The following is a 15,491-nucleotide window of genomic DNA, read 5'->3' as shown; positions in this document are numbered from 1 at the left end:
TCTTGGCTTCGGTCTTGGTCTTGCCGCTGCCTCGTTGTCAGGTAAGCCGGTGCTGGTTCTGCACCAGATCAGGCCGGGTAACGGGTCGAAGTACGTCTACCAGGTGGAGTGCAGAGATGCCTGATCGTCCCTTCCTCGTGGCCCGCCTCGCCGTCGAGAGCGACACCGAGCGCGTCGTCGAGCTGCGCGCCGAGTCCGAACGCTGGCTGGCCGAACGTGGCATCCAGCAGTGGACGGCGAAGTGGGACGAGATCGGCCGGGAGAAGATCCACCGCAACATCGCCAACCGGGAGACGTGGGTGTTCGAGGCCGGGGGCGAGGTAGTCGCCACGGTGACGCTGAACACCCGGCCGGACCTGGACTTCTGGGACCCGGACGCTGATGGACCGGCCCTGTACCTGTACAAGCTCCTCCTGGCCCGCGACCGGGCCGGTGAGGGGCTGGGAGCCGACATCGTGAACTGGTCGGTGGATCAGGCCGCCCAGCGCGGATTCCCCTCGCTCCGGCTGGACGTGTGGAAGACCAACTACGGGCTGCAGCGCTACTACCTGGAGCAGGGATTCGAGCACGTCCGGACAGTGGAGGTGCCCGGACGTGACTCGGGGGCCTGCTTCCAGCGGCAGGCCGTTCCGACGAGGGTGGAGAACATCGTCACGGCCAGCGTCCAGGCCGAGCGGTGACGTGGGCGGGTGGTCTCAGGACGCTCGTTCCTGGTGCTCGTGGGCGATCACGAGGGCGGCCCAGACAAGGCGAGCAGTGGAGTAGCGGCCCCGGCCGGTCTCCTCGTACCCGATGCTCTCGGTGTGGCGCAGGACGAAGAACTTCCCCGCCTCGCAGCACCACTCGTACTCACCGCAACACGAGGTCTCGGTCACCCGGACCTGACGAGAACTGGAACGGACGTGCGGCGTCCACTCGTACATGGCGACGTGCTTTCGGTAGACGCAGTGAGGGCGGCGCACGCGGACGCCGCCCTTCGCGATGGCTGATCTGACAGACGAAATCCGCTGGCCTTTTAGTCGGCGGCGGCGATGACCTTCTCCCTGCGCAGGCGCAGCAGGGTCATGCCGTAGATGTAGGAGGGGTCCGATGCGTAGCGATCGAGACGCACGAACTGCACCGCGCCCGTGGCGCCGGGCTCTAACGACTCCAGCGCCTGCCGCAGCAGTACGGCGGCGCGCTCCAGCTCACCGGTGATGCCGCACGATCCCCGACCGTCGTCGTCAGAAGCCGTCCACGAGTAGAAACCCTCGATGTCGAAGTGCACGACTACAACAGAGCCATGCGCGGTACCAAGCCTGTAGAGGACACCGAGAGGCGACCCCTGATGTCCGCCCCCGTGTCCGCCCGTCCCCGGAGGTGCATCAGGTGACCGATACTCCAGAGGTTCCCGTCTGGGCCACCCGCCTGCTCACCGCCCGCACCGCCAGGGGCTGGTCCCAGCGGGATCTGGCCCGTGAGCTGACCAAGGCCTCCGACCAGCCCCTGACCGAGCTGCCGAACCTCATCCGCCGCATCCGGGGCCACGAGACCGGCGCGCACCGGCCGGACGCCTTCTACACCACGCTCTACTGCAAGGCGTTCGGCCTGACCGAGGACCAACTCTTCGGCACCGTCATCAAGCCGGTCCCCATACTCGCCCTTCCCGCCCTGGCCCCCGACGCCGATCTGTACGAGCGCATCACCCGCGCCATCGAGCACCCCTCCCGTGTCGATGCGGCGACGGTGCAATGGCTGGAACACTGTCTGGCCGAACACCGCCGCGTCGAAGACACCATCGGCAGCCGCCCCCTCCTGCCACTGATTCACGCCCAGCTCACCACCGTGGCTGACCTCGCCCGAGGAGCCCGGGGGCCGCTCGCCGATCGGGCGATCGCCGTGCTGGCTCAGTACGCCCAGTTCATCGCTTGGATGTGCCAGGACTCCCGCCAGCACGCCGCCGCCCTGGCTTGGTACGACCGCTCCCACTCCTGGGCCATCGAAGCCGGAGACGCCTGCCTGGCCTCCACCACTCTCAACATGCGCGCCCACCAAGCCTGGAGCCTCGGCGACGCACCCCGCTGCGTCCGCCTGGCCGAAGCCTCCCGCTGGCACGACGGCCGCACCACCCACGGCGTCCAAGGCATGGCCGCCCAAATGGCCGGCCGAGGACACGCCCAACTCGGCGAAGCCAACCAAGCCCGCACCCGCCTCGCCGAAGCCGAAGACCTCATCCGCACCGCCGCCGAGCACCCTGAGAACGAGCCGCCCTGGATGTACTTTTATGGCGAAGGCTGGTTCCTCATGCAACGCGGCATGGCTGAACTGGAACTCGGCGACGCCCGCCGCGCCACCGACTACCTCGAACGCGGCCTGGCTGCCTTGCCGGAGCACTACCGTCGTGACAGGGCTTGGTTCGGAGCATGCCTCGCACGCGCCCAACTCATGCAGGGCGACGCCGAGGCCGCTACTGCCGTCGCTCTCGATGTTGCTCTAGACGCCATAGAGGTCAACGCCTATGCCGTGGCCGAGCTCAAACGGATAGCGCGAGGGCTGGCAGGGTCAGGCGCACAGGCGCTCAGCGGCGCTCTGCACCCAGCCCACAACTCAAGGTAGCCGAGCAGGCCACGGCTTAGTGACCTACAGCTTCTTGAAGCCTCGGCAAGTCGCAGATCTGTCTCTACGCACATACGCGGATGCGAATATCATCGGACTAAGCCGGATGCGGCCCATCGAGCGTCGGACACAAGAGCGGGGTTCTGGGTTGAACGACGACCATCTGTCCGCATTTGGCAACTGGGTGGAGTTCGCATGGCAGCGCTACTACGGGAATCAAGGCGCTCAGGACCTACCTGACATCATCGCTCACGCAGATGTCCACAATAACTGGTTAAGATACCACAACAGCCTTATCTCGGATATGGTCACCGGAGATTATCGCCCAGGCCTTGTCCAAGTAGTCGATCTCCCTAAGGACAAGCTAACGGTTCGACCGTTAGCACGCCTCCAGCTAAGAGACCGACTAGTATACGAGGCACTCACCTTCTCCATAGCGGAGCGTATCGATAGAGAAATACCTCGCTCTGTATATAGCTATCGCTGGTCGACCCTCAAGGGTGATCTGAAGAACCCGATTAGCTCCTGGATGAGAATGCGGCGAAATGCGCGCCGCCTACACAAGAGATTTCCGAAAAATCTGCTAGCGAAAACTGATGTGACTTCGTTCTATGAGCACGTCGAACTTGACGTGCTCATGGATGACCTGTGCTCGCTCGAGATCAGTGAATGGATCCGGCATCGCCTTGGATCCTTTCTTGTCACGTTCCAACGGATGAATCACGTCTGGGGAATCCCTCAAGGCAGCGACGCTTCTGGCGTTCTAGCCAACCTCTACCTCCTTCCTGTTGACAGAAGCCTTCAACGTAACGGAATAAGGAACCTGCGCTACTCGGATGACATCATGATGTTCGGCAATGACTGGGAAGGGCTTCGCCGAGAGCTTCTGGGCGTCAACCGAATCATGAGAGGTCGTAGACTTAGCGTAGCCGGAGCAAAAACTCGCATCATACCTTCACATAAGGTCCCGGCGGAACTAGATGACGGCGATAAAGACGCAATCAGGTACGGGCTGGAAATCGGACTACCGAGTGCCTATGGAGAGCTTCGAGAGCTTTTCGATTCTGCAACATCTCAGGATCCGCCCAATATTAGGGACATGCGCTTCGCCTTGAACCAATTCATCCGCCTGGATGATGACTATGCGCTCCCATGGATCGCAGAGAATTTCCCTACCTACCCTCACATTGCCCCTGACGCAATCAGATACCTTGAGCGCTTTCATAGCGAAAGCCGATCCGACGTCGGCGATCTTCTCGGCAACCTACTAAATTCGAGGAAGTTCGTAAATTATCCTTACGCGGAGCACTACATTTTCTGCTTCTTGCTAAGGAGTGAGATCTACCGACGAAGCGCCTACGAGGCCGCTTGGCGCATCCTGAGCAACCGCAATGAAGAGGGATTTCTTAGAGAGTCGGCGGTAAGATACGTTGGCCGATATGCCAGACCCGGCGATACCGCCCTGCTGAAGCAAGAGTTTCGACGCGAACAATCAGTTTCCGTTAGACGAGTCTTGCTTGTGGCTCTTCACGAGTCGAATCACATCGACAATGACTGGCTAGATGCCTCAGCGGAGGCGCTGCCAGAACTTACATGGACTTGTGAGTACCTTAAGACAAATCCTAAAGTTCCATATCCAGCAATTAAGGGGCGCTGATGGCTCTCGACACAGTAGACGCCAAACCATATGTCGAGGAGCTCCACGAGCTCTACACCGATGCAATGTATTCAGCAATGACTTATTTCGAAGCCGCCAAGTCGGCTGAGCTCTGGGGGAAGGTCTTAGTCTTTATCCCGGCCTTGTGTTCCAGCCTTGCGGGACTACTGATTGCCTTAGGTCAGCCGAGCCGATGGGGAGCACTTGGCGCAGTCGCTGGAGCCGTGGCAGCGACAGCTGCTTTCTTGGGATCAGACAGAAAAGCGCCATCCTTCAAGGATTCAGCTCGCCAGTTCACCGCCCTCCGACACCGAGCCAAAATGGAGGAGAAGCTCGCCTGCTCACACCCGACGATAGGCGAATTGGATATAGTGGTGAGAACGCTGCGAGGCGAGTATGAAAGCATAGTCAACAAGACAGAGCCGACACCGAACCGTATCTTCAAGAGGGTACAGAAGAGAATCAACTCAGGTGTCACTGCCTACGATCCTAAGAGCTGATCTCACACCCCATTTTGCGGAGACCAGCCCCCTACAGTCCCTGCCGTCCCGGGTGTCCCCCATCCGCCCCCGGCCAGGGGAGAGACGATTCATGCGAAGGGACACCTCAGGGACAGCTTCAAGATTGGGAGTCCCTGTAGATCTCAATGAAGTGCTGTAACACCGAACGTCCGCGTGACGGCTCTGTCGAGTGTTCCAGCAAGGACGTGGCAGACCAGGTAACCGAGCGTACCTAGCGTTCACATGGTAAAGATCACATCGATGGTCTTAGGATCCTGCCATGCTCACCAAGCCTCCCGGATGGCCATTGCTGAAGGCGTTTTCCGTCACAGCCCTGGTATCTCTGTGGTGGGTCGGTGCTCCGTACCCATACTCCGAGTTCCGACCGTGGGTGACTCTCGTCGGTGGCGCGCTAACCCTCGTATGGACCCTGCGAGCCGTCCCGCGCTTGCCGCCAACATCGCTCGCCGAACAACTGTCATGACCGTCTGCGTGACAGTCTGCGTGACAACCAACACAGACGATCACGAACGTCGGCGAACGTCGTAGCACCATCAGCGCAGGTCACACACCATGGCCCATTGACTCGCACTGGAATCCGAATTGCTTCGGGACGAAGAGGTCGTGGGTTCAAATCCCGCCACCCCGACAGGTTAGCCGCAGGTGAATGGCCTGGTTCTCAAGACTGAGAATCAGGCCATTGATCGTTTGGCCGTCACTTGACCGTCCGTACCGCCTTTCGCAGCCGCCGCATTCACGGATCCCAGTGCTTCGTGGCGTGCTGCCGAGCGTGACTCATGGCCGTACGACCATCACGACAAGATGCGCTCCTGCCGCAGGGCCGCCGCGGCGACGTTGACCGGCATGCGGCCGAAGATGAGGTTGTGGAAGGGTGAGATCGCCCACCAGTACAGGTGGCCGAGCAGCCCGCGTGGGTGGAAGATCGCCCGCTGGGTGTAGATCGTCCGGCCGCCGGAACGGGCGACGCCGAGTTCTAGCCAGGCCAGGCCGGGCAGCCGCATTTCGGCCCGCAGTCGCAGCAGGCGGCCGGGAAGCACCTCCTCCACCCGCCAGAAATCGATCGAGTCACCCACCCGCAACCGGGCTGGATCGCGCCGACCGCGCCGCAGCCCCACCCCGCCGACCAGGCGGTCGGCCAGACCCCGCAGTTTCCAGGCGACCGGCAGGGAGTACCAGCCGTTGTGGCCGCCGATTCCCTCGATCACCTGCCACAGCGCCTCCGGGCTCGCCGGCACGGCCCGGCTGCGATGGTCGACGAACAGGCTGCCGCCCGCCCAGTCGGGGTCGGTGGGCAGTGGGTCGCTCGGCGCGCCCGGCGTGGAGGCCGAGGACCAGCGGGTGGCGACATCGGCCTCCTTGATCTTCGCCAGCGCCAGGGACACCGCCCGGCGGAAGTCGATCAGCCCGTCCTCGGGGTCCGGCACATGGCGGGCGATGTCGTGCTCGCCGCACACGGCTTCGTTGCGCAGTGACTCCACCAGCGGGCGCGCGATGCTCGCCGGGACCGGCGTGACCAGCCCTACCCACAGGCTGGAGAGCCGTGGGCTGAGCAGCGGCACCGGAATGATCAGCCGGGGCGGCAGCCCGGCCACGGCCGCGTAACCGTGCATCATGTCGGCGTAGGTCAGGACGTCCGGCCCGCCGATGTCGAACCCCCGGTTGACCGTCCCCGGCACCTGCGCCCACGCGACCAGATAGCGCAGCACGTCCCGCACCGCGATCGGCTGGGTGCGGCTGGACACCCAGCGCGGCGTCGTCATCGCCGGCAGCCGCTCGGTCAGATGGCGCAGCATCTCGAACGAGGCCGACCCCGACCCGATGATCACCGCGGCGCGCAGCACCACCGCCGGCACGGCTCCGCGCAGGAAGATCTCCCCCACCTCGGCCCGCGACCGCAGATGCGGTGAAAGCCGTTCATCCCCGGCGGGACCGCCCAGATAGACGATTCGTCGCACTCCGGCATCGGCCGCCGCCGCCGCGAACGTGCGCGCCGCCAGGCGGTCCCGCTCGGCGAACCGGCTGCTCGCGCCCATTGTGTGGATCAGGTAGTACGCGACCTCCACCCCGTCCAGCGCCCGGCGCGTCAACTCGGGGTCGCAGGCGTCCGCCTCGGCGACCTGTGCTCGCGCCAACCAGGGCAGATCGCGCAACCGACCGGCCGAGCGCACCATGCACCGCACGTCATGACCGGCGGCGAGCAACTCCGGGACCAGCCGCCCGCCTATATAGCCGGTCGCCCCGGTGACCAGGCACAATGACATGCCTGCAAGCCTTCCCTGTCCCACCCGCCCCATGCTCCCGCTGGTGTGCCGCCACCAGTTGCGGGCAGTTGTGGGACATGGCTGACCAGCATGGATGCGGCAAGCCACGGGTGGCGGCGTCGGTGCCGGTGTCGGTGCCGGTGCCAGTGCCGGTGCCAGTGCCGGTGCCAGTGCCGGTGCCAGTGCCGGTGCCAGTGCCGGTGCCAGTGCCGGTGCCAGTGCCGGTGCCGGTGCCGGTGCCGGGTTGCCTGCGCCTGCCCGGCGCACCGGTACGGCGCAACGGCGATCACGGCCGGGCCCGGCGAAGGAACCGTTGATGGATACGGTGATCGTCCTGTTCAACAGGGACCTGCGGGTGCACGATCACCCGGCGCTGGCGTCCGCCTGTGAGCGCGCCCGCGCCGTGATCCCGCTGTTCGTGCTGGACGAGACGGTCCCCGCCGGCCGCCGCCGTGGCTTCCTGCTGCAGTGCCTGGCCGACCTGCGCGCCAATCTGCGGGCGCGTGACGGCGAGTTGTTCGTACGGCGCGGCGACGTGGTGACCGAGGCCATGAGGCTGGCCTGCCGAACCGGAGCCGAGGCGATCTTCGCCAGCGCCGACGTCACCCTGCTGGCCGGGCGCAGGCAGCAGCGGCTGTCCCGGGAACGGATCGCCTACCAACTCTTCCCCGGGGCCACGGTGGTGCCGCCCGGCACGCTCAAACCGTCCGGCGGCGGCGACCACTACCGGGTCTTCACGCCGTACTGGCGCGCCTGGAGCCGGCACGAGCGCCGTTCCGTGCTCGCGCCGCCCCGCCACGTGCCGACGCCGCCGGACCTCGCCGCGGGGCGGCTGCCGACCCCGGCCCGGCCGGAACCCATGCCCGGCGGCGAGAGCGCCGCCCGCGACCGTGCCCGGCAGTGGATCCACCGCGCGCTGCCGGGCTACGCCGACGGTCATGACGACCTGGCCGGTGACCACACCTCGCGCCTGAGCCCGTACCTGCGGTTCGGCTGCCTGTCCCCGCTGGAGCTGGCCCTCCTGGCCGCCGGCGGCCAGGACTTCGTCCGGCAACTGTGCTGGCGCGACTTCTACCACCAGGTCACGCACGCCTTCCCGGCGATCAACCGGACCGACTACCGGCCCCGCGGCCACCGCTGGCGCGACGACGAGACCGCGCTCCAGGCCTGGCGCGCGGGCATGACCGGGCTGCCCATCGTCGATGCCGGCATGCGCCAACTCCTCACCGAGGGCTGGATGCACAACCGGGCCCGCCTCATCGTCGCCGCCTACCTGGTCAAACTCCTCAAGATCGACTGGCGGGCCGGCGCCCGGCACTTCTTCGACCACCTGCTCGACGGCGACGTGGCCAACAACTCGGGCAACTGGCAGTGGGTCGCCGGCACCGGCAACGACACCCGGCCCAACCGCGCCTTCAACCCGCTCCGCCAGGCCAAGCGGTTCGATCCGGCGGGCGAGTACGTACGCCGCCACGTGCCCGAACTCGCCGACCTGCCCACCACCCACATCCATCAACCATGGCGGCTTCCCGCGCCGCCCGGCGACTACCCCCGGCCGATAATCTGACCATCGTCCGGCGTCCGCCACCCGGGCAGGCCATGGACATGGACACACGGCCGACGCGATCATGACGGCGGACTCGGAGGAGCGCCGTTACGACTGCCGCCTCGCCCACCTGACGGACCGCGTCACCGATCGCGTACCGCTGTCCGCCGTGCAGATCCCGCCTCTTCGGCCACCGCCGAGCCCGCCGGAGGGCGTCCCCGTACCGCCGAGGCGTAGGCGCGCTCTGCCTCTGGCTCTCACGCTCGTACGAGCTGCTCGCCGGCCTGCCGGGCCCGATGCCGGAAGCGCAGGTGCAACCGCGCGGTGCCGTCGCCCTCATCAAGGCTGACCTCGTCACACAACCGGTGCATCAGCCAGAAGCCGATGCCCTGCCTGTCGAGCGGGACCGGACTGGCATGGACGGTCCTGTACGGGACGGCCAGCATGCCGGAAACGTCCACGATCTCCAGGCTCACCCCACCGGCGTCGCTCCAGGCGACCACTGCGCCGCCTCCGCCCTGCTCCAGCACCCTGCCGGCGCCCTCGCTCGCCACGATGACCAGATCCATCAGCCGTCTGTCGTCCAACTCGGCGCCCGCGCCGAACGCCCGCACACCCGCCCGCAGTTCGACCAGTGAGTCCGTGATCGGCCACTCCAGCCGGAAACCCGGCAACACGTCGATCGCCCCTTTTCATCAGCGGATCCATTGATATTTTCCCTGCCCCACCGACGGAGTGGTACGCATGCGTGGCCGGTGACCTGCGGCGATGCGGACACCCGGGCATGTCATCCGAGAACCCGGCTCCGCCGCCGGGAGGGCTTGCGGGTTGCCGGCGTGCTGATGGGCCTTGCGCGCCTACGTACGGTTCGGCCGAGGCGGTCAGCCCTTGGAGCCGGTGAAGGCGATGCCGGCGATGAGGTGCCGTTGCAGGACGATGAAGAGGGCGATCACGGGCAGTGAGGCCACGACCGAGCCGGCGAACAGGATCGGGAAGTTGGTCTGGAACTGTCCGCGGAGCGAGGCGAGGCCGGCCGACAGCGTCATCATCTCGGGGTCGGTGTTGACCACCAGCGGCCACAGCAGGCTGCTCCACGACCACATGACGGTCAGCAGTCCCAGCGCCAGCAGACCGGGCCTGACCAGCGGCAACATGATGTGCCAGTAGACCTGCAGCGGGTTGGCACCGTCCAGGCGCGCGGCCTCGTCGAGCTCCTTGGGCAGGGTGAGGAAGAACTGCCGGAGCAGGAACGTGCCGAAGGCCCCGAAGACGCCCGGCGCGATCAGCGCCTGCAACGTGTTGAGCCAGCCGAGCCCCTGCATGATCTCGTACCGCGGAATGATGAACAGCTCGCCGGGAACCATGAGCACGGCCAGGAACAGCAGGAAGATTGCGCCCCGGCCGGGGAAACGCAGCCGGGCGAAGGCGTACGCGGCCAGCGAGCACAGCAGCAACTGCCCGGCGGTGACGGCGGCGGTGACCACGACGGTGTTGAGGAACTGCCTGGCCAGCGGCACGGAGCGGAAGACGTCGGCGAAGTTCGACCACTGCCAGGAGGGCGTGAACTTCGGCGGCACCCGCAGCGAGTCGGGCAGGGTCTGCAGCGCGACCACCACCTGCCAGGCGAAGGGCGCGAGCATCACCAGCGCGCCCGCGGCCAGCAGCACGTGGGCCGGCCAGGTTCTGGGCCTATTCGCCGACCAGGTTCTGGGGCTGTTCGCCGGCCAAGTTCTGGTCCTATTCATAGTGCACCCACTTCTTCTGCAGCCTGAACTGGATCGCGGTGAGCACGAGGATCAGCCCGAGCAGCAGGACGGCGATCGCCGCGGCGAGGCCGCGCTGGTTCTGTACGAAGCCCTTCTCGAAGAAGAGGTAGACGATCGTACGGCTGCCGCTCAGCGCCGGACTCTTCAGATCGATCATGAGGTAGACCAGGTCGAAGACCTGCAACGCGTTGATCATCGTGATCACGATGACGAAGAACGTGGTCGGCGTGAGCAGCGGCAGCGTGATGCGGAAGAACTGCCGCACCCGCCCCGCGCCGTCGATCGAGGCCGCCTCGTAGTAGGGGCGCGGAATGCCCTGAAGCCCCGCCAGGAACAGCACGGCGTTGTAGCCGATCGTGCTCCAGATGCCGACGATCGCGATCGCGTAGATGGCGAAATCGGGATCGCCCACCCAGTACGGCCCGTCGATCCCCACCCGGCCCAGCAGGTAGTTGATCGCGCCGAAGTCGCCGTTGAACAGATAGCGCCACGTCAGGCCCACCGCGGCGGGCATGGTGACGACCGGCAGGAAGTACAGGGCGCGGTAGACGCTCAGGCCGCGCAGCCCCGGCACGTTCAGCAGGGCCGCGACGACGATCGACAGGGGCACGCCCGCCAGCACCAGCACCGCGTAGAGCAGGGTGTTGCCCAGCGCGCCGAGCACCTCCTCGTCGCCGAGCAGTTCGGTGAAGTTGGCCGTCCCCACCCAGGTGTAGCCGCCGAAGACGCCCGACTCGGTGAAGCTGAGGTAGAGGGTCTGGGCGATGGGCCACAGGTAGAAGACGGCCAGCCCCAGCGCCATCGGGGCGATGAGCAGGTAACCCCACGCCCACTCGCGCTTGGAGTGCATCCGTTACTCCTTGGCCAGGATCTCGTTCATCTGCGCCGCGATCTCCTTGGCGACCTCGGCCACCGGCCGCCTGCCCGCCCAGGCGTCGGCGAGCAGCTTGTGCTGCACCTCCTGCCACTGCGCGGTGTTCAGCGTCGCCGGGTACGGCACGCCGTGCGGCATCGAGGCGTCGTAGGTCTCCTTCAGCCGCCAGGAGGGGAAGGACTTGAACCAGCCGTCCTGCGTGCCTGGGCGGACCGAGAGCGCGCCGCCACCGCTGTCGCTGAGGATCTTCTGCGCCTGCTCCGAGGAGACGAACGCGGCGAAGGCGGCCGACTCGCGTGGGTGCTCGCTCTTGGCCGAGACGGCGTTGGCCAGGCCGAGCAGGATGACGGCCTCCCGCGCGGGGCCCTTGGGCAGCGGAGCGACGTCGATCCGCTCGCGGATCTCGGGATTGGCCCAGTAGGTGGAGGCGAACCAGACGCCGCCGTAGTACATGCCGTACTTGCCGGACTGGAACAGCTGGAGGGGGTCGGTGTCGGTGTAGACCTCCGCGACGGGTGCGACCTGGTCCTTGATCAGGCCGGTCCAGAACTCCAGGCCCTGGATGGAGGCGGGGTCGTCGAAGCCGCTCTTCTTGCCGTCGGGCGAGAGCACGTGGCCGCCGGCCTGGATCATCGTGTTGTAGAAGCCGCCCTGGTCCCACATCGGGGCGAGGATGCCGAACTGCTTCTTGGCCGGGTCGGTCAGCTTCTTGGCGGCGGCTTTGACGTCGTCCCAGGTCCAGTCGGCGGTGGGGTACTTGACGCCGGCCGCGTCGAAGATCTTCTTGTCGTACCAGAGCGCCGGGATGCTCACGTTGTGCGGCAGCCCGTACAGCTTGCCGTCATGGCGGTAGCCCTCGACGACCGCCTCCGGCAGCCCCCGCGCCTGCGAGTCGTCGATCGGTGCGATGACGCCGCCCTTGGCGTACATGCGGACGTTGAGGCTGTTCATCCAGAAGACGTCGGGGGCGGCGCCGCCGGACGCGGCGGTCTGGAGCTTGGTCCAGTACTGCTCCCACGGGGTGATCTCCAGCTTGACCGTGACCTTGGGGTTGGCCTGCTGGAAGGCCGCGATGATCTTCTCGCTGGCGGGCTGGTCGTTCTTGTCCCAGATGGCGTAACTGATGGTGACCTTGCCGTCGGCGGCGGGCGCGCCGGACGAGCCGCAGCCCGCCGCGAGGACGGCGAGGCCGAGCAGCCCGGCCAGGGGGAGGCGAAAACGCACGGGTTTCTCCAGGTGGGGGTGACTTAGGACCGCAGGTTCGCGGTCCAGGTGGCGAGCTGGCCGTCGATCTCAGCCCTGGTCCTGGGGTGGCCGGGGGCGTCGGGGCGTTGCTGCCAGGGGTGCGGGCCGGCGGCCGGGCGATACTCCACACCCAGCGCGTCGAGCCGCTTCTCGTGTACGGCGAGCCGGGCGAGGAAGTCCTCGAAGTCGCGCTCGCCGCTCCACACCGCCTCGGCGAAGGCGGACAGGCGGGGGAAGGCCATGTAGTCGAGCAGCCGGGGCGAGTCGATGTGTTCGGTCCACAGTGCCGCCTGGGCGCCGAGGATCCGGCTCCGCTCCGGTTCGGTGAGGCCGGCGGGGATCGGGTCGAAGGCGTGCACCGCGCTCAGGGAGGTCACGCTGCCGATGGGCACCGGCTCCTGCTCGCTCTCGGCCTGGCGGAAGTCCAGATAGGTCTCGGCGAAGGGCGAGACGATCACGTCGTGACCGGCCCGCGCGGCCAGCGCCGTGCACGTGGTCCCGCGCCAGGAGGCCACGGTGATCCCGGGCGGGAGGCCGCCTTCCATGAGCTCGTCCCAGCCGAGCGGAGTGCGCCCGCGGGCGAGCAGGAAGTCGGTGAAGTGCCGCATGAACCAGGTCTGCAGTTCGTCGGCGTCACGCAGGCCCAGCTCGCGGATGCGTTCCTTGGCGGGGACACTCTCGTTCCACTGGGTCTTGGGGACCTCGTCGCCGCCGACGCAGACGTACTGGCCGGGAAAGAGTTCCAGCACCTCCTCCAGGACGTCGGTGAAGAAGGCGATCGTCGCGTCGGCGACGTTGAGCACGTTCTCGCTGATGCCCCATTCGGTACGCACGTCCAGCGGGGTGCCCAGGTTGCCGAGCTCCGGATAGGCGGCGATGGCGGCCTGCGTGTGGCCGGGCAGGTCGATCTCCGGGACGATGGTGACGAACCGGTCGGCGGCGTAGGAGACGATCTCCCTGATGTCGTCCTGGCTGTAATGGCCGCCGTGCGGGCGGCCGTCGAAGCGGCGGTGCCGCCTGGCGCCCAGCGGTGACTCGCGGCGCCAGGAGCCGGCCTCGGTCAGCTTCGGGTACTTCCTGATCTCCAGTCGCCAGCCCTGGTCGTCGGTCAGGTGCAGGTGCAGGACGTTGAGCTTGTGGGCGGCGAGCAGGTCGATGTAACGCAGCAGGTCGTGCTTGGGCAGGAAGTGGCGGGCCACGTCGATGAGACAGCCGCGCCAGCCGTACCGGGGCGCGTCGGAGATCGTGACCGCGGGGACGCTCCACGTCCTGTTCCCGGTGCGACCGGCGCGGAACGCGGCCGGGTCGAGGAGTTGGCGCAGGGTCTGGGCCCCGTAGAAGGCGCCGGCCGGGGTCGCGGCCTCGATCAGCACCGACTCCTCGGTGGCCGTGAGCCGGTACTCCTCCGGCCCGAGCCCTTCGGCCATCCGGAGCTCGACCCCGCCGGGGCCCTCGGGCAACGGCAGGCCGGTCGCCGGAGTGAGGCTCTCCCGCAGCCATGCCGCGGCCCTGGCCAGCGCGGGGTCGGCGGTCAGAGGCGTCGCGCCGGTAAAGGTGAAGCACCCTTGCACCGGGTCGAGGCGGGCGGGCGCTGGAATGAGGCGGGCGGGCGCCGGAATGACGCGGGCGGACGCTGGGATGAGGCGGGCGGGCGCCGGGATCGTCGTCACAGGGGCTGCACCGTCCGGGTCTCGCGGGCGCGCTCGGCGGCCCACACCACGAGATGCCCGGCCAGTGCGTCGGCCGCGCCGGCTCCGAGCGGCGCCTGGTCCCCCGCGGCCACGGCGTCGACGAAGGCCGCGATGAGGCCCGCGTCGCCGCCGCCGTGGCCGTCGGCCAGCGACGCTCCGGCGCGGGTCCCGGTGTCGATGCGCTCCTCGGCGGCGGTCACGAAGTCGACGACCCTGATGACCCGGCCGTCGCCCTCGGCGAAGCCATGGGTGCCGAAGACCCTGGTCTTGCGGTGTTCCAGCGGGGTGAAGGCGGTCATCGTGAACGACGCGGTCGCGCCGCCCGCGAACTCCAGCATCACCACCTGCTGATCCACCACGTCGTTGTCGCAGTCGTAGACGCAGCGGCCGTACGGGCCGTCTTCCAGGGCGCGGATGACACCGTCCGTCGTGGCGTCGGAGGTCACCGCGCCGAGCGGCCAGAACTCGCGGTCGGGGTCGCCCAGACAGTCCAGGTAGAGGCGCCGGGCGGAGTACGGGCAGGTGGGCTCGACCGCGCAACTCGTGCAACGGCTGCCCGCGCCCGGCGGCCGGTTCTCCGGCCGGAAGTGGGTCAGCGAGCCGAAGGAGGCCACGCCGACCGGCCGTTCCCCGATGAGGTGGAGCAGCCAGTCGATGTCGTGGCAGGACTTGGTGAGCAACATCGGGCCGGACTCGCTCGCGTTGCGCCAGTGGCCGCGGACGAAGGAGTGGGCCATGTGCCACCAGCCCACCGGTTCCAGGTGCTGGACGCTGGAGATCGCGCCCAGCCGGCCGCTGTCAACCAGCTCCTTGAACGCCCTGGTGTAGGCGGTGTAGCGCAGGACGTGCCCCACAGCGAAGATCACCCCGGCGCGCTCGACGGCCTCGGCGATCCTGCGTGCCTCAGGCTCGGCGGGCGCCATGGGCTTCTCCAGCAGGATGGCGTAGCCGAGCCCGGCGAAGGCCACGGCCGGCTCGACGTGCAGGCGGTCCTGGGTGGCGATGACCACGGCGTCGGCCAGCCTCGGCACGGCGGCCAGCTCGGCCCATCCCGCGAAGCGCGCCCGTTCCGGTACGCCGTGCTCGGCGGCCAGCCTGTCCCGCCTGGCCCGGTCGGGCTCCGCCACGGCGACGATCCGCGCCCGGCCATCGGCGGCGGCCGCCCTGGCGTAGATCTGGCCGCGGGCTCCCGCCCCGACGACCGCGATGGTCACTGTCAATGCCCGACTCTCCCATTTATTGCGGAGTCCATAGATAGTCATGAACTGGGTCTTGCCGTCAATACCTCCCTTGTCGCATGATCCAGCTGGCGGGAGTCTTTCGGGGCCGACATAA

Annotated in this window: 14 protein-coding genes; 5 read left to right on the top strand and 9 right to left on the bottom strand. The window is 67.3% G+C overall.

The window, feature by feature from the left end; all coding sequences use genetic code 11:
- The first annotated feature begins 116 nt into the window (after positions 1-116).
- Positions 117-680, top strand: coding sequence for a GNAT family N-acetyltransferase (locus AB0I81_RS10935; protein WP_360653541.1), 564 nt, complete (start codon positions 117-119; stop codon positions 678-680).
- Positions 681-695: 15 nt separating this feature from the next.
- Here the strand turns inward: AB0I81_RS10935 and AB0I81_RS10930 are convergent, their stop codons facing one another.
- Both AB0I81_RS10930 and AB0I81_RS10925 read right to left on the bottom strand, forming a co-directional pair.
- Positions 696-962 carry a hypothetical protein gene (locus AB0I81_RS10930; protein ID WP_360653537.1) on the bottom strand — a complete coding sequence of 89 codons (267 nt, stop codon included), beginning with the start codon at positions 960-962 and terminating at the stop codon, positions 696-698.
- A gap of 53 nt (positions 963-1,015) precedes the next feature.
- Positions 1,016-1,267 carry a hypothetical protein gene (locus AB0I81_RS10925; protein WP_360653534.1) on the bottom strand — a complete coding sequence of 84 codons (252 nt, stop codon included), beginning with the start codon at positions 1,265-1,267 and terminating at the stop codon, positions 1,016-1,018.
- 101 nt (positions 1,268-1,368) lie between these two features.
- Here AB0I81_RS10925 and AB0I81_RS10920 point away from each other — a divergent pair, with 101 nt between their 5' ends.
- The 3 genes from AB0I81_RS10920 to AB0I81_RS10910 all read left to right on the top strand — a co-directional run bounded on the left by AB0I81_RS10920 (position 1,369) and on the right by AB0I81_RS10910 (position 4,752).
- Positions 1,369-2,595: an XRE family transcriptional regulator gene (locus AB0I81_RS10920; protein ID WP_360653531.1), complete on the top strand. Its 1,227-nt coding sequence runs from the start codon at positions 1,369-1,371 to the stop codon at positions 2,593-2,595.
- A 148-nt stretch (positions 2,596-2,743) separates the two neighbouring features.
- On the top strand, positions 2,744-4,252 hold the full coding sequence (locus tag AB0I81_RS10915) for a reverse transcriptase domain-containing protein (protein WP_360653528.1): 1,509 nt from the start codon (positions 2,744-2,746) through the stop codon (positions 4,250-4,252).
- Positions 4,252-4,752, top strand: coding sequence for a hypothetical protein (locus AB0I81_RS10910; RefSeq protein ID WP_360653525.1), 501 nt, complete (start codon positions 4,252-4,254; stop codon positions 4,750-4,752). The genes AB0I81_RS10915 and AB0I81_RS10910 overlap by 1 nt, the downstream gene beginning before the upstream one ends.
- Before the next feature lie 812 nt (positions 4,753-5,564).
- On the opposite strand, the gene AB0I81_RS10905 is transcribed toward AB0I81_RS10910, so the two are convergent.
- The gene (locus AB0I81_RS10905; RefSeq protein WP_360653523.1) at positions 5,565-7,034 is read right to left on the bottom strand and encodes an SDR family oxidoreductase; all 1,470 of its coding nucleotides are present in this window, start codon (positions 7,032-7,034) and stop codon (positions 5,565-5,567) included.
- A 316-nt stretch (positions 7,035-7,350) separates the two neighbouring features.
- Between AB0I81_RS10905 and AB0I81_RS10900 the strand changes: the two genes are divergently transcribed.
- Positions 7,351-8,601 (top strand): deoxyribodipyrimidine photo-lyase, encoded by a 1,251-nt coding sequence (locus AB0I81_RS10900; protein ID WP_360653521.1) that lies wholly within the window; start codon positions 7,351-7,353, stop codon positions 8,599-8,601.
- Between the two features lie 236 nt (positions 8,602-8,837).
- Here AB0I81_RS10900 and AB0I81_RS10895 read toward each other — a convergent pair whose 3' ends face one another.
- From AB0I81_RS10895 to AB0I81_RS10870, 6 genes are all read right to left on the bottom strand, one after another.
- Positions 8,838-9,257 (bottom strand): ATP-binding protein, encoded by a 420-nt coding sequence (locus AB0I81_RS10895; protein ID WP_360653518.1) that lies wholly within the window; start codon positions 9,255-9,257, stop codon positions 8,838-8,840.
- Positions 9,258-9,461: 204 nt separating this feature from the next.
- Positions 9,462-10,325: a carbohydrate ABC transporter permease gene (locus AB0I81_RS10890; RefSeq protein WP_360653515.1), complete on the bottom strand. Its 864-nt coding sequence runs from the start codon at positions 10,323-10,325 to the stop codon at positions 9,462-9,464.
- Positions 10,318-11,196, bottom strand: a complete 879-nt coding sequence (locus tag AB0I81_RS10885) for a sugar ABC transporter permease (protein WP_360653513.1) — start codon at positions 11,194-11,196, stop codon at positions 10,318-10,320. Before AB0I81_RS10885 ends, AB0I81_RS10890 begins: the two co-directional genes overlap by 8 nt.
- A gap of 3 nt (positions 11,197-11,199) precedes the next feature.
- Entirely contained in the window at positions 11,200-12,444 is a 1,245-nt protein-coding gene (locus tag AB0I81_RS10880; RefSeq protein WP_360653511.1) for a sugar ABC transporter substrate-binding protein, read from the bottom strand.
- A 23-nt stretch (positions 12,445-12,467) separates the two neighbouring features.
- Positions 12,468-14,135, bottom strand: coding sequence for a beta-N-acetylhexosaminidase (locus AB0I81_RS10875; RefSeq protein ID WP_360653508.1), 1,668 nt, complete (start codon positions 14,133-14,135; stop codon positions 12,468-12,470).
- On the bottom strand, positions 14,132-15,370 hold the full coding sequence (locus AB0I81_RS10870; RefSeq protein WP_360653918.1) for a Gfo/Idh/MocA family oxidoreductase: 1,239 nt from the start codon (positions 15,368-15,370) through the stop codon (positions 14,132-14,134). The genes AB0I81_RS10875 and AB0I81_RS10870 overlap by 4 nt, the downstream gene beginning before the upstream one ends.
- Between the last annotated feature and the right edge of the window lie 121 nt (positions 15,371-15,491).

The sequence above is a fragment of the Nonomuraea sp. NPDC050404 genome (genome assembly GCF_040655495.1).
Lineage (GTDB): Bacteria > Actinomycetota > Actinomycetes > Streptosporangiales > Streptosporangiaceae > Nonomuraea.
This window is presented reverse-complemented; position numbering and strand designations above follow the sequence as displayed.